The sequence below is a fragment of the Bacillus sp. Cr_A10 genome (assembly GCF_029222665.1).
Taxonomy (GTDB): Bacteria; Bacillota; Bacilli; order Bacillales_A; family Planococcaceae; genus Psychrobacillus.
Genome location: NZ_JARHXR010000009.1, coordinates 749,822 through 763,004 on the forward strand (window position 1 = coordinate 749,822; position 13,183 = coordinate 763,004).

A 13,183-nucleotide genomic window follows, 5' to 3' on the forward strand; every position below is an offset into this window, starting at 1 on the left:
TCAATAATAGATCTACACCAACTGTAACACTCCTTCTTTCTAAAAAAAGATTTATCCCTCCATATTCCATTCCCTTTTGCAATCCTCTCACGAATGCCTATTATTCAAAACCATTTTTCCTGTATTATTTTCATGGAAGATCGCAGCTTGCAAAGTCCAATAACCGGCTACTTCCGACTTTTGGTTAGTGCTTGCAGTAGTAAATTACCGATCCCTTTCCCCCTTGCATTTGGATATATATAAATACTGACCTCCCATACACCTGAATACACACTAACGTACAATCCAAATGATACTTTCATCTTCCATTGTTCAAATGAAAATGGAGCTTTCGTCTCAAATGTAGCCAACAGAGACAAAAAATAAAAAATGGAGCAAGAATCAACTTTTGCATGTTGATTCTTGCTCTTCTCATTTATGCTTAAGATTTAACTGAATAGCCAATGAATCTATTAAAGTATGAAGCGGATTAATAACAGTTATAGAGGTCTCCTTCTCCACTTGAATAGAAGCATTCACCATCGATAATTGGGCAACTGAAATAATTTTATTTTCCGCTTCCAACAATTTATGTATGCATTTAGATATTGCTTCATTGTATTTCTCACTTAGACCCTGCATAAGTAGTTCAAATGAATCTTCAATTATGACAACATCCATCTCTATATTCTTGTGACGATCACTTAAATAATTATTTAATCTATCCAAAGTACCTTCGACAGTTGCAGGATTAGTAAAAAGAATAACTTGTGGTTCATCAATTGAAGCTATTACTTCGAAAAAAGGTTCATCGATTTTGATAATTGGTATGGATAATAAATGATCAGCCTCATTAAGCAATGCAACGTAGTTAGTACAAGTTATAAGTATTGCATCTACGTTACTTTTTGAAATCCATTCTATTTGTTCCTTAACTTTTTGTTGAGCATCTGAAATGCAGAAACTAGTATCATGAGTAACCCTATTCACAAGACCAGGGTCTACAAAATGAACTAGTTCTATTTCATAAGACACTAAAGCAGATTCTATATATTCGATATTTGAATGATGTGCGTGTAAACATGCTAATTTCATTTTAACTCTCCTGAATACATGCTGTAATTTAGATTCTTTAGAGAATTTTTGAAATCCATAATTTTAGTGAATATCTGATTTGGTTTTGTAATAAAATCATCTGCTTGATAATTTTCTAACCATTGTACTCCAATTGTAACAATTCCTGCTTGAACGCCAGCTAAAATATCAGCCTCGCTATCTCCGATAAATACCGCTTCCTCTTTTTGAACGTTTAGAATGGACAATGCCTTATTTACTCCCTCTGGATGTGGCTTTGGGAATTGTACATCATCTCCTGTTATTATTACATCGAATAGTTCCTCCATTTGGAGCGCTTTTAATGAAATATCTAAACTTCTCTTTGCTTTACCTGTAACGATTCCAAGCTTTATACCCAACCCTTTTATATAAGTTAGTAAATCTTCTATTTCTATGTTACTTTCTACAAAATGGTGATGTTTTTCTAAATAGCTTTCATAATACTTCTCAATTGCCTTCTCTTTGTTATTATTTATAAGGTTTTCTCTAATGATTCCAGTTTCAGAAGGACCAAACATAGCTTTTATTTCTTCTGAAGATAATTCTTTATTATCAAACTCTTGAAAAACACTCTGAAAAGAGTAGTAACAAATTGGCAATGTATTCGCTAGCGTTCCGTCAAAATCAAAAATAATGGCTTTCATTTTAACAATCTCCTTTTGGCTTATATTATCTAATCATTAAATTCCATATACTGTTTTTCAAGTCTGTAGTACTCCATTCTGTCTTGTAATGTACCGGTATGAAATTCGAATTTATGACCGTCTAGATCAGTGAAGTAAATAGAATTCTTGTCTCTTTTGTCTCTTTCTCGTCCTACAAGTATATTTACTCCCAACTCCATTAATCTTACGTGTGTATTCTCAAAGTCGGCTTCCTCTATTGTAAAAGCAATATGTGTATAGGACTCATTAATTTCGTTTCGTGGTACATTCTTTTCTTCATTTAATGCAAGCCACATTCCACTTAAATCAAAATAAGCGGTACTTTTTCCTTTCACCAATAGCCTTGCATCAAATACATCTTGATAAAATTTGATTGATTGCTCTAAATTGGATACAGAAAACAAAAAATGATTTAAGCCTTTAATCTTCATTTCTTCCCCTCGTTACTAATTTCTATAGGTTTATATATGGTGTATCCGGTATTTAACGAGTTCTTTTTATTCTCATCTATTCTTCTAACTTCTATTAAGTGATTCTCATAAAAAGAAAGCCTATAAATGTCTGGCATAGCGAGCTGCTCCCAAAAATGAAAATCATATTGCCGATCAAAGAAGTTCATGATCAAAACCATGAGGTTACCATGTGTGCCAATAACAACATTTTTTCCTTTGTATTCATCTAGAACTTGCATGGTTGCTGTAATCCCTCTTTGTTGTGCTTTTTTATTCGACTCACCACCATCAAAAAAGAAATCAGGGTTTGACCATACTTTTGTTATAGCCTTATTAAAATCTTCTACAGGAAGTAAAGACAAAGTTCGTTCTCTAAAATCTTTATTAATCTCAATGTTACAGCCAAGGTACTCGGAAATACCTTCAACTGTTTGAATCGCCCTTTTATATGGGCTAGAAATGACAAAGTCAATGTTTTCTAGCTTTAATCGTTCGGTTACTAACTTTGAGTCTTCTTTACCTCTGACTGATAGTGGTCTTTCAAGTTCATTAGTCGTATATGTAGAGTGCGCATGTCTAACAAAATATAAATTTGTAATCATAATTTTCACCTCTTAATTTGTACGTAAAGAAAATATACCTTTCACAAAAGGTTCTTTTAAATTTGTATACGATGTTATATTTATACTTTTTCTTTCAGCTAAAGCTACTTTTAACTTTTTATATTCATCCCTTGCCTCATCTATTGTATTTAAGTAGTCTCTAAAAAAAATTAGGTTTTTCCAAAGCTCTTTGTCGTAATCGACTAAATGGATATAATGTGTTTTTACTTTGTATGTATCATCTATAAATTTTGCTAATACAATTTCTCCCGGCCTTTCCACTCGCAATGGAAGAAAACCAATACTCTGGAGAGCTTTCATCATGTTGTTATCTATATGTTTTGTATCTTCAATGCCGATTAAAATATCGATGATTGGTTTTGCCACCATATCTTTAATTGCCGTACTACCAATATGTTCGATCCGTTTTGTTTCCAATTTAGTTACCAACATGATCTCTTCTTTAACTCTATTAAATTCTATATTCCATTCACTCGTATAATTATTTAATTTTACTTCATCTTTAGATAATCCTAGCCTCATGAAAAACTCTCCTTTTTCATAAAATTACCCCTCTTACATATTCTTCAAGAGGGGAGGATAATCCTTTATTTCACTAATAGTTCGTCTAAAAAGGTAACTAAATCTCTTTGATTTTCTGGTGCAACACCATGTGAAACAGGATAGTTCTTAAAAGTAACACTTGCTCCCTTTTCTAAGAAATAGTCTCTACTAGCAGTTCCCCATTCAAATGGAAGCATATTATCAAATTCGCCATGAGATATAAATGCATTTAATTTATTTACTCGTTGATGTGCATACTCATCTTTCACAAACGACGGAATATAGCCACTTAGTGCAACTATTCCTTTAATTTTATCACCCATTACTAATGCTAATGATTGAGTCAATATAGCACCTTGACTAAAACCAAGAAGGAAGAGCTTATTTGAATCAATCGAATGATTATTAGTTATTTCTTCGATAAATGACTGAAGATCTTGTACTACCTGATCAAAGACTGCACGATGAGGTTTTCCGAGACCCTCTATCGTGAAAAAGGCATATCCAGGTGGTTGAGAAATTGGCCCACGTATACTAAATATATGGCATTTCTCCTTTAAGTTAGAAACGAGTCCAACCAAATCGTTTTCATTACTTCCCATTCCATGCAATAAAAATAATGCTGGATATTTTTTATTCTCATCGGAAATTTGTGGAGAACTATGAATATAAGTAAAATTTGAATTCATTACTTCTTATCCTTTCTTTTAGGTATCGACAAAGTAGTCCACTTGTCTTCTGGTGTAACTTGTTTGGCTATATATATTACCTGTCCCACATGAATTGAAATATGTGTAATACTCCGAATGATTGCTTCCAAAACAGTAAGTGGTTTATTGCGAATATAAATAGTTTGAAGTAAGTGTTTTTCTTCTATACTGTCTATCGCTTTGAAAAATGCATCACACCCATTTTCCCACACTTTAAGCAACTCTTCCCGTGATTCTATCGTACTTTCGAATTCACTATCACGATCTCTGTCTTTTTTTTCTCCATCGGTTGTTAAAAAGTCTGTCCAACGAGAAATTAAGTTTCCACTCATATGCTTCACCAGTACATCTACACTATTTGATTGTTCGTTTGGTGACCAAAAAATGGATTCTTCCTCCATTTGCATGATCGCTTTCTTTGTATCACTTTTCAATTCCTCCAATTTTGACCGTATATTTCGAATAAAGTCAGCATGAAAATTAGTTGAATTTGACAATCTAATCATCTCCTTTAAAACATAGTTCAATAAATATTATGAATCTCCTTCCCCATTTCTTTTGATAAAACCAAAATTCTTTGAGTAAAAGGACATTATTGGTAATATTATACTAGAATATATAGAAGAGGAGTTGTTTTTACTACTATGAGTAAAAAAGTAGAAATTGGTAAAACCGGATTATTTGTAAATCCCGTTGGCCTTGGAACAAATGCAGTTGGTGGCCACAATTTATTTCCGAATTTAAATGATGAAACCGGAAAAGACATTGTGCATACAGCACTTAATCATGGAATTAGTTTTCTAGATACTGCCTTTATTTACGGCATCGGAAAATCAGAAGAGTTAATTGGGGAAGTATTAAAAGAAACGAAGAAACGTAGTGAAATAATTCTTGCTACTAAGGGCGCTCATAAAATGACCGGTGAAAAAGTAGTCATCGACAACTCACCTGCATTTTTAAGAGAAACTGTGGAAAACAGTTTAAAACGACTTCAAACGGACTATATTGATTTATTCTATATTCATTTCCCCGATGAAAACACACCAAAAGCTGAAGCAGTTGGTACTCTTCAACGTTTAAAGGAAGAAGGAAAAATCCGTGCAATTGGAGTATCCAACTTTACTTTAGAACAGTTAAAAGAAGGTAACCAAGATGGTTATATTGAAGTTCTTCAATCTGGATATAACTTATTAAAACGCGATGCAGAAAAGGATTTGCTTCCATATACAAATGAACGTAATATTTCCTTTATTCCTTATTTTCCGCTTGCTTCGGGCTTATTAACAGGTAAGTATGATAAAGGCAGTACTTTTAGAGAAGGTCTCACAAAAAATCCGTTATTCCAAGGAGAAACATATATTAACAACTTAGAAAAGGTAGAGCAGCTTCGCCAAATTGCTAATGATAAAAATGTAGGTGTTTCTAATATTGTGCTTGCATGGTATTTAACGAAAGAAAATATTGATGTGATTATTCCAGGGGCTAAAAAACCTGAACAAGTTATAGATAATTTGAAAACTGTAGATGTTCAATTAACAAAACAAGAAATAGATAGAATTGACCAAATATTTCAATAAAAAAATAGAACAAGAGGCTGAACGAAAGAAAAATCTTTCTCAGCCTCTTCTGAATTATTCCCATTCGTATGGCGTTTCTTGATAGACATAATAATTTAACCAATTAGAAAACAATAAATGAGTATGCGAACGCCAAGAATTTAATGGTTGTGTCGAAGGATCATTATTAGGAAAATAATTTTCAGGAACATCGATTTCAATACCTTTATTCACATCCCGAGCATATTCTTCCGCTAAAGTTGTTGCATCATATTCTAAATGACCAGTAATCATGATATGCTTTTCGTCATTTGATATTACAAGGAATACCCCTGCATCTTCAGAATTTGAAAGCAGATTAAGTCTGGAATCAGTTATTATTTCATCATATGAAACAGATGTATAACGAGAAACGGGCGCATAAAACTCGTCATTGAAACCACGGACTAAATTCACAGTTGGATCGGATAAACGGTGAGAAAATACACCAAAGCATTTCTTAGACAATTCAAATTTACCAATTCCATAATGATGATAAAGTGCAGCTTGTGCACCCCAACATATATGTAAGACAGAAGTGACGTTTGTTTTCGACCAATCCATTATTTCTGTCATCTCACTCCAATAATTTACATCTTCAAAATTCAAATGTTCAATTGGTGCTCCAGTAATAATCATCCCATCATATTTGCGAAGTTTAATCTCTTCAAAAGTAGTATAGAAAGTGTCTAGATGCGTTTTACTAACATTTTTGGATTCATGTGTTGCAGTATTCATAAATGTAACATTCACTTGTAATGGTGTATTACCTAATAGTCTTAGTAGTTGTAATTCCGTTTTTTCTTTTTCTGGCATTAGATTTAATATAATAATGTTTAGAGGACGGATATCCTGAGCAATTGCGCGCTCCTCGTCCATGATAAAAATCTTTTCTTTCTTCAGCAATTCAGCTGCTGGCAATTGTTTGGGAATCATAATTGGCATACATTTCTCCTCTTTTCCGTAAAAATAAAAACCCTCTCTTCTAATAAATAAGAAAAGAGGGTAAGCAAATGCTCTCAGTTCTTATCTTTCAAGATTGATATCTTGTAGGAGTTAGCACCTTTCTGACATGTGTCAGAGGTTGCTGAAGCTTCACAGGGCCATTTCCCTCTGCTTCTCTTGATAAGAGTATATTATTTGTTATTCTACTACATTATTTTTTATACTATCATTTTCTGAACATTTAAGCAATGGAATATTATACTTTAAAACGATTCACTGCTTCTGCTAATTTATCGCTAAGTTCTGTTAATGTTTCAGAAGCATCTGCAACGGATTGGATTGCCCGAAGCTGTTCATCTGAAGATGCACTAACTTCCTCGCATGCAGCAGCAGTTTGTTGAGAAGTCGCTGCCATCATTTGAATCGTTTCAACTACTTGTTCTTTGTATTTAAAAACTTGGTTAATTTCGTTGGAAACCTCATCAATAGAAGATTGCATATTCTCCATTAAATTTGAGATTTCACTAAATGTTATTTCCGTATCAGTAACTACTGCCCCTTGTATACGGAAAGTTTCCCTAGTTTCAGTCATTTGTTGGCTTACTAAAACTGATTCTTTCTGTAATTCAGTAATAGTCTTTTTAACATCTTCAGTCGCTCTGGCTGATTGCTCAGCAAGCTTTCTTACTTCCTCTGCTACTACCGCAAAACCTTTTCCATGCTCACCAGCTCTTGCTGCTTCTATACTTGCATTTAATGCAAGTAGATTTGTTTGAGCAGAAATCTCCATGATGGTTTCCATAACCCCTCCAATGGCTTTTACTTTGTTTTCTAAAATATCGACTACATCAGACATAGACTTTAAATTGGACTCCCAATTGTTAAAGGATGATTTAAGTTCACTCATTTGTTTTTGTCCATTTGCATTCATTTTATTTGCTTTCGTAGCAATATCAGTCATTACAAGCGATTTATCATTAATTAAATTAATTTGATTACTTAAATGTGAAGAGCTATCTGTTACTTCTTCCGCATCTTCAGCAGATTTTGAAGCACCTTCAGCTATTTCACCCACAGCTACGGATACTTGTTCTGATGATGCAGTTGTTTCCTCTGCAACTGCACTAAGACTTTCAGAACTTACTTGAACATTACTTGCAGATTCTTTTACTACTTGAATAATTTCATGCATGCTCTCAGTCATTTTATTGAAATTTTTAGCTAATTGTCCAATTTCATCGGTTGACTTTACGTTCGCGTGAACAGTCAAATCTCCTTCTGCAACCGAATCCATTAGTATTTTTAATTGATCTATCGGTTTTAAAATGTGATGAGTAGTGTAATATAGCACAATAAACATCAGCACTAATATAACAGCAGTAATAACTAAAATGAGATTTCGAATACTATCAGCTGTTTTATTAACTTTTTCTTGCTCGTATACTGCACCAAGCTTCCAGTTCAAATCAGGTATTGTCGTAAATACAGTAACCGTTGAAAGTCCTTCGGAAGTATCTGTGACTACTCCTTCATTTAAAGAACTAGAAAATATTTTTTTAATATAAGCATATTCTGACAAATTCTCACCAAACATGGTAGGATGAACAATTGCTGTGCCGTCGTTCTCCACGATAATCGGAAAACCTTCAAATCCTAACTCATTAGATGAAATTGTTTCTGTTAACTTCGAAAGTAATATATCAATGCCGACAACTCCAACAACTTGACCATTCTTAAGTACTGCTTTTGCACCAGAAATTGCATATTCTCCCGTTGCAGCATCTAAATAAGGTTTGGACCAACTAAAATCATCTTTATTGGCTACCGCATTTTTATACCAATCTCTAGTTGTTGCGTCGAAATCTTTCCCTAAATCCGCTTCAGGTATTATTTCAATATGCTTGTTCGGTAATGCATAGTAAACGGAAGCAACCGCGTCGTACAACGTTGTAAACTCAGTAAATTTAGAATCTAATTGTTTCTCTAGCTGTGAAGCAATGATTGCATCTGAAATACTAGATTCCGTTTGAAAATCCACCACTTCCTTTGTAGTGGATATTTGTATAATACCCTTTTCATAGACACTGAGATAATTTTGAATGGAAGAGGACATTTCGTTCACTAATACATGACTTTGATCAGTTAAACTTTCTTCCGTTTTGTCTTTAATCGTAAAAGTACTTATGAAACTTAATGCAGACATACTAATTACAATTAATATCATTACAGTAATAATTATTTTCCATTTGATAGAAATTTTCATATTTCATCTACTTTCTGTTTTTTTAAAGATATAATCCCTTAATAAGGATAAATTTACTATTTCAAAAACTAGGACATAGTATATCTTTCTGATTATATCGGCTAAAAACGAGAAAGTTAATATTAAATTATTAATTTTATAGGAACTATCACACATTTTTTTGGAGTTAAGCGGACTTAATAATCATGAATATTTTCATTCTTGTCTCTCTAACCAGATCTCTATTAATTTTTCAAGTTTTTGTTCCTTCTCGTCAATCGACAATAATAATTTTTCATAATCATTCCAGTCCTTCTGAATATCCTTTTCTTTCTTTAGTTTACTTAGTTCGTTTTCCAATTCTAAAATTTGTTCTTCTGTTGATTTTTCTTTTTTATCTCTACTTTTATAAGTTCTTACCTTTTCAACGTATTCTGCTGTGTTGATTGACTCCTGTTTTACTAGTAGCTCGTTCCATTTCCCTCGAGCCCAATTATAAGGCCCTTCAAAAGTTGTCATATTTCCTGAATCGAGCCAAACTGTACGATGAAATAACTTATTTAAAAAGTATCGATCATGAGAAACGCATAGAATAGTTCCTTGAAAATCTTCTAGAGCATCTTCCAATACTTCTCTCGATTCAATATCTAAATGGTTTGTTGGTTCATCTAATATCAACAAATTTATATCTTGGTGCATTAGTTGAGCAAGACGAAGACGCATACGTTCTCCTCCACTTAAATCCCCAACTCGTTTAAAGACATCAGGACCATAAAACATAAACTTAGCTAAAATATGCCGTGCTTCTGCTTCAACAACACTCACTTCACTTCTAAATACATCTATTATACGTTCTTTTGGATTCAATATTTCAAAGTGTTGTGAAAGAAATCCGATCCTAACATTACTGCCTATTCTAGCATTTCCTTCATCAGCCAAAATTTCTCCTAGCAATAATCGTAAAATTGTTGATTTTCCAGTTCCATTTCTACCAACGATCGCAACTCTTTCTTTCCAATACACATACAAATTTGATTTATGAAGCAAAACCTTATTGCCAAATGATTTAGAAACGTTATCCATTATGACAACTTCTTTTCCACTTCTAGATGCAGCTTCGAATGATAAACTCATCTTTTTAGGGTCGATAATTGGTTTTCTCAGTTTTTCCATTCTTTCCAATGCACGTTCCATGTTCCTAGCTTGCCGATGAAGACCTGGATTTGGAGGAACAGCTTCATTTGCCCACTGTCTTAACCGTTTAATGGCTTCCTTCATTTTCTTTATCTTTTTTTGTTGTTCCTCATATTCTTGAAATTCCCGCATGAGTCGTTCTTCCTTGTTAACAATATAAGAAGAATAATTACCATGGTAGAGAGTTAGTTCACCATCCTCTAAATCAGCTACTTTTGTAATTACTTGATCTAGGAAAAATCTATCGTGCGAAATAATTACAACTGTACCTGTGTAGTTAACTAAATATTGCTCCAACCATTCAACTGCGAATAAATCTAAATGGTTTGTAGGTTCATCTAGTAACAGTAAATCAGGCTGTGACAACAATAATTTACCAAGCATTATCTTTGTTTGCTCTCCTCCACTTAGGTTTGAAAAAGATTGATGAACAAATGAAGATAATTGTAAACCCTGGATGACTTTATCTATTTCTGAATCCAAAGAATAACCGCCCTGGTTAGTAAAGTCCTCTTGCACATCTCCATATTCCTGGAGTAATTTTTCCATATTAGGTTGATCGGTACACGATAACTTTTCTTCTAATTGTTGCATTTTTGTTTGCAGTGCTTTTAGCTTTTCAAATGCACTATTTAAAACATCCATTCCTGTTACTTCATCTGAAAAGGTAGGTATCTGTGCTAAATATCCAATTTTAGTTCCTTTTTTAAAGCTGATAACACCTTTATCAGGTGCCTCCGTACCGATGATTAATTTAAAAAGTGTCGTTTTACCTGAGCCGTTTCTTCCAACAATACCTAATTTTTCTCCAGTTTTAATCGACAATGATAAGCTTTCAAAAATGGTATTTCCTCCGAGCATTTTGCTTACATCTTTAATTGTACAAATCATTATTTCCGCTTCCTTTCAAGTTCAATATAGCTGGAAGCATTTTTCTGCATAAAAAAAGACTGCTTAAAAAGCAGTCTTTCCCATATATTATGGTTCAGAAAGAATGACTTATCAGCTGTGAATTACATGTAATTTGCTAAAAATGGGCACACTTATCCCGTTGTTAGAAATTTCATGAGTAATCGCACACGAAGTGGATAAAAATTCCAATATAAATCCATGTGCATTCACAGTGTTTTTCATTCTTTCTTCACCTCCGTTCAGTTAGTTACGAATATTCTAACACATAATTTTTTCCAACACAATAATCATTTATCAATTAGATGATCATTGTCATTGTTTTTATCAATAACACCTTCTTCATTTTCTATATTTACATCTTCATTACCGGTAACAGGAGTATTACCTGTTTTACTATCTAGCTGCGTTTCCGGTTTTGGCGGACCATTTGTATCACGATTTGAACCGCAAGCAGATAGACTGAGCAATAGAAAAACTAGAGTAACGCTTATAAATTTTTTCATAAATTGTCTCCTCGTTTTTGATTAGATTGCTCAAATCCACAACATTTATCCATAAAAAAACTCCAATACAGAATGTATTGGAGTGAATGAAACCGGTTGGTTATTCTTCAATATCAAAGTGAATTTCATCTTCGTCATTATATTCAGAACCATTTTCGAATAATACGGTAGTTCTAAGTATAAGATTGCTTACGTCGTCATCGCCATCTGGAAGCCATCTTTCATCTGGCATTATTTCAAAGGGAATCATTTGAACATCTTTAGAAGCCACAGCTCCGACAAGTTCAATCGAATGCTTGGAGATAACTTTTGTAACTTCCCCATTTACTAATTTGAAAACCTCTAGTTTGATATTTTCAATTGATTCATCATCATGTACTCCGTTAATATATATTGTCCCTGATAAGTTAATACCATGTTCAATATATGGATGATCAACTACTGTTTCTATTTTTATTGATTGTACCTCAATGCAAGATTCAAATTTCCTCGCCATTACTCTCAATCCACCTTGTTATTTGTATACTCATAATGATTTTCTATAAGTGGTTCATATTTATTGTAACGTCTTTTAAATAAAGTATAAAAATGTGAAATTATAACCTTTAATATTGCATACCCTGGAATCCCTAGTATTACACCTGGTACACCAAATAAAGATCCAGAAGTAATTAAAACAAATATTATAGTTATAGGATGTACATGTAGAGATTTACCCATTATTTGTGGAGAGATAAATTTCCCTTCTACTAATTGTACTATTGTCCATACTACTGCAAGCTTTACTAACATTAAAGGAGAAGTAACAAGAGCAATTATTGCAGCAGGTGTAATTGCTATCACTGGCCCTAAATATGGTACGACACTTGTTACAGATGCTATAACTCCAAGTAGTAATGCATAATCCATTCCAATAATGGAGAAACCGATAAATATCATAAATCCTATACATATCGAAACTAAAATCTGTCCTTGAATGTATGAACTAATTTGTTTATCGATATTATGGAAAACGGATTGTAAATCATCTCGCATACGTGGTGGAAAAAGCTTCATAACATATTTTGGTAGATTTTCACCATCTTTTAATAAATAGAATACGATAAATGGTACAGTTACAATTGCCAAAATGAAGCTAGTCAACATACCAACTAATGAAGATAAACCAGTAGCTATCCCTGTTACAGTGCTTTGAATAAACTCACCTATTTCAGCTGGAAGATCTTTTAAAATGGTATTTACTTGAGTTTCGATTTGTGAATAATAATCGGAAACTATAGATGTTCGTAAAAAAGTATCAAGTGAATTAAACAATTGTATAAAATACCCAGGGAACTCTGCAACCAGCTTCGTAGACTGTGCCTTTAAAAAAGGAAAGACTAAAAAGACAAGTAGTGTGATAAGACCAATTAATGCTAAGAAGATAATTAATATACCCCATACTCTCGGAATTTTAATACGCTCGAGCATGCGTAATAATGGTCTTAGCAAATAATATACAATGACTGCTAGTATGATAGGTAAAATTACATTACCTAAAAAAACAGTTAACGGAACAAATATAAATGATATCTTGTCGTATATCATAATGACAAGTCCGATTAACAAAAGCATAATTAGTGTAAAGAAAGTATTACGTCCACCTAGAAATTTTATGTATCTCGTAGAAAAAAAAGAAGGTTTTTCAGGCTCCACTTTTATCAA

The 13,183-nt window shown here is 33.1% G+C and carries 15 protein-coding genes, 1 pseudogene and 1 riboswitch; of the genes and pseudogenes, 1 reads left to right on the forward strand and 15 read right to left on the reverse strand.

The features are described 5' to 3' along the window. Positions 1-411: 411 nt before the first annotated feature. The 7 genes from P2Q73_RS10980 to P2Q73_RS11010 all read right to left on the reverse strand — a co-directional run bounded on the left by P2Q73_RS10980 (position 412) and on the right by P2Q73_RS11010 (position 4,585). Positions 412-1,074: an aspartate/glutamate racemase family protein gene (locus tag P2Q73_RS10980; protein WP_056829808.1), complete on the reverse strand. Its 663-nt coding sequence runs from the start codon at positions 1,072-1,074 to the stop codon at positions 412-414. Then, positions 1,071-1,739 (reverse strand): HAD family hydrolase, encoded by a 669-nt coding sequence (locus tag P2Q73_RS10985; RefSeq protein ID WP_275786921.1) that lies wholly within the window; start codon positions 1,737-1,739, stop codon positions 1,071-1,073. Before P2Q73_RS10985 ends, P2Q73_RS10980 begins: the two co-directional genes overlap by 4 nt. Positions 1,740-1,768: 29 nt before the next feature. Beyond that, the gene (gene fosB, locus P2Q73_RS10990; protein WP_275786924.1) at positions 1,769-2,191 is read right to left on the reverse strand and encodes a metallothiol transferase FosB; all 423 of its coding nucleotides are present in this window, start codon (positions 2,189-2,191) and stop codon (positions 1,769-1,771) included. Then, on the reverse strand, positions 2,188-2,814 hold the full coding sequence (locus tag P2Q73_RS10995) for a histidine phosphatase family protein (RefSeq protein WP_275786927.1): 627 nt from the start codon (positions 2,812-2,814) through the stop codon (positions 2,188-2,190). The genes fosB and P2Q73_RS10995 overlap by 4 nt, the downstream gene beginning before the upstream one ends. 12 nt (positions 2,815-2,826) lie before the next feature. Next, entirely contained in the window at positions 2,827-3,357 is a 531-nt protein-coding gene (locus P2Q73_RS11000; RefSeq protein WP_275786931.1) for a GrpB family protein, read from the reverse strand. Between the two features lie 65 nt (positions 3,358-3,422). Further along, on the reverse strand, positions 3,423-4,067 hold the full coding sequence (locus P2Q73_RS11005; protein ID WP_275786933.1) for an alpha/beta hydrolase: 645 nt from the start codon (positions 4,065-4,067) through the stop codon (positions 3,423-3,425). After that, on the reverse strand, positions 4,067-4,585 hold the full coding sequence (locus P2Q73_RS11010) for a DUF1572 family protein (protein WP_275786936.1): 519 nt from the start codon (positions 4,583-4,585) through the stop codon (positions 4,067-4,069). The genes P2Q73_RS11005 and P2Q73_RS11010 overlap by 1 nt, the downstream gene beginning before the upstream one ends. 147 nt (positions 4,586-4,732) lie before the next feature. Here P2Q73_RS11010 and P2Q73_RS11015 point away from each other — a divergent pair, with 147 nt between their 5' ends. Then, a complete protein-coding gene (locus P2Q73_RS11015; RefSeq protein WP_275786939.1) occupies positions 4,733-5,665 on the forward strand; it encodes an aldo/keto reductase in 933 nt (310 codons plus the stop codon). A gap of 54 nt (positions 5,666-5,719) precedes the next feature. Here the strand turns inward: P2Q73_RS11015 and metA are convergent, their stop codons facing one another. From metA to P2Q73_RS11045, 8 genes and pseudogenes are all read right to left on the reverse strand, one after another. Then, positions 5,720-6,628 (reverse strand): homoserine O-acetyltransferase MetA, encoded by a 909-nt coding sequence (gene metA / locus P2Q73_RS11020; protein ID WP_275786942.1) that lies wholly within the window; start codon positions 6,626-6,628, stop codon positions 5,720-5,722. A gap of 78 nt (positions 6,629-6,706) precedes the next feature. Further along, positions 6,707-6,815, reverse strand: a riboswitch (SAM riboswitch). A gap of 69 nt (positions 6,816-6,884) precedes the next feature. Further along, positions 6,885-7,832 (reverse strand): methyl-accepting chemotaxis protein, encoded by a 948-nt coding sequence (locus P2Q73_RS20425; protein ID WP_481747155.1) that lies wholly within the window; start codon positions 7,830-7,832, stop codon positions 6,885-6,887. Continuing rightward, positions 7,827-8,891 (reverse strand): annotated as a pseudogene (locus P2Q73_RS20430) (HAMP domain-containing protein); the annotation flags it as partial. The gene P2Q73_RS20425 and the pseudogene P2Q73_RS20430, both read right to left, overlap by 6 nt. Before the next feature lie 195 nt (positions 8,892-9,086). Then, positions 9,087-10,955 carry a ribosomal protection-like ABC-F family protein gene (gene abc-f / locus P2Q73_RS11030; protein WP_275786948.1) on the reverse strand — a complete coding sequence of 623 codons (1,869 nt, stop codon included), beginning with the start codon at positions 10,953-10,955 and terminating at the stop codon, positions 9,087-9,089. Between the two features lie 111 nt (positions 10,956-11,066). Further along, positions 11,067-11,198, reverse strand: a complete 132-nt coding sequence (locus tag P2Q73_RS20340) for an RAxF-45 family protein (protein ID WP_345798839.1) — start codon at positions 11,196-11,198, stop codon at positions 11,067-11,069. Positions 11,199-11,263: 65 nt separating this feature from the next. Then, positions 11,264-11,479, reverse strand: a complete 216-nt coding sequence (locus P2Q73_RS11035; protein ID WP_056829789.1) for a hypothetical protein — start codon at positions 11,477-11,479, stop codon at positions 11,264-11,266. Positions 11,480-11,579: 100 nt separating this feature from the next. Continuing rightward, positions 11,580-11,975, reverse strand: coding sequence for a sporulation protein (locus P2Q73_RS11040; protein WP_053589589.1), 396 nt, complete (start codon positions 11,973-11,975; stop codon positions 11,580-11,582). 5 nt (positions 11,976-11,980) lie between these two features. Then, a complete protein-coding gene (locus tag P2Q73_RS11045; RefSeq protein ID WP_053589590.1) occupies positions 11,981-13,174 on the reverse strand; it encodes an AI-2E family transporter in 1,194 nt (397 codons plus the stop codon). Positions 13,175-13,183: the final 9 nt, after the last annotated feature.

Bases quoted from the DNA above. Each gene is read 5' to 3' on its own strand.
- P2Q73_RS10980 (WP_056829808.1), bottom strand. From the start codon at position 1,074: ATGAAATTAGCATGTTTACACGCACATCATTCAAATATCGAATATATA.
- P2Q73_RS10985 (WP_275786921.1), bottom strand. From the start codon at position 1,739: ATGAAAGCCATTATTTTTGATTTTGACGGAACGCTAGCGAATACATTG.
- fosB (WP_275786924.1), bottom strand. From the start codon at position 2,191: ATGAAGATTAAAGGCTTAAATCATTTTTTGTTTTCTGTATCCAATTTA.
- P2Q73_RS10995 (WP_275786927.1), bottom strand. From the start codon at position 2,814: ATGATTACAAATTTATATTTTGTTAGACATGCGCACTCTACATATACG.
- P2Q73_RS11000 (WP_275786931.1), bottom strand. From the start codon at position 3,357: ATGAGGCTAGGATTATCTAAAGATGAAGTAAAATTAAATAATTATACG.
- P2Q73_RS11005 (WP_275786933.1), bottom strand. From the start codon at position 4,067: ATGAATTCAAATTTTACTTATATTCATAGTTCTCCACAAATTTCCGAT.
- P2Q73_RS11015 (WP_275786939.1), top strand. From the start codon at position 4,733: ATGAGTAAAAAAGTAGAAATTGGTAAAACCGGATTATTTGTAAATCCC.
- metA (WP_275786942.1), bottom strand. From the start codon at position 6,628: ATGCCAATTATGATTCCCAAACAATTGCCAGCAGCTGAATTGCTGAAG.
- P2Q73_RS20425 (WP_481747155.1), bottom strand. From the start codon at position 7,832: ATGACTGAGAGCATGCATGAAATTATTCAAGTAGTAAAAGAATCTGCA.
- abc-f (WP_275786948.1), bottom strand. From the start codon at position 10,955: ATGATTTGTACAATTAAAGATGTAAGCAAAATGCTCGGAGGAAATACC.
- P2Q73_RS20340 (WP_345798839.1), bottom strand. From the start codon at position 11,198: ATGAAAAACACTGTGAATGCACATGGATTTATATTGGAATTTTTATCC.
- P2Q73_RS11035 (WP_056829789.1), bottom strand. From the start codon at position 11,479: ATGAAAAAATTTATAAGCGTTACTCTAGTTTTTCTATTGCTCAGTCTA.
- P2Q73_RS11040 (WP_053589589.1), bottom strand. From the start codon at position 11,975: ATGGCGAGGAAATTTGAATCTTGCATTGAGGTACAATCAATAAAAATA.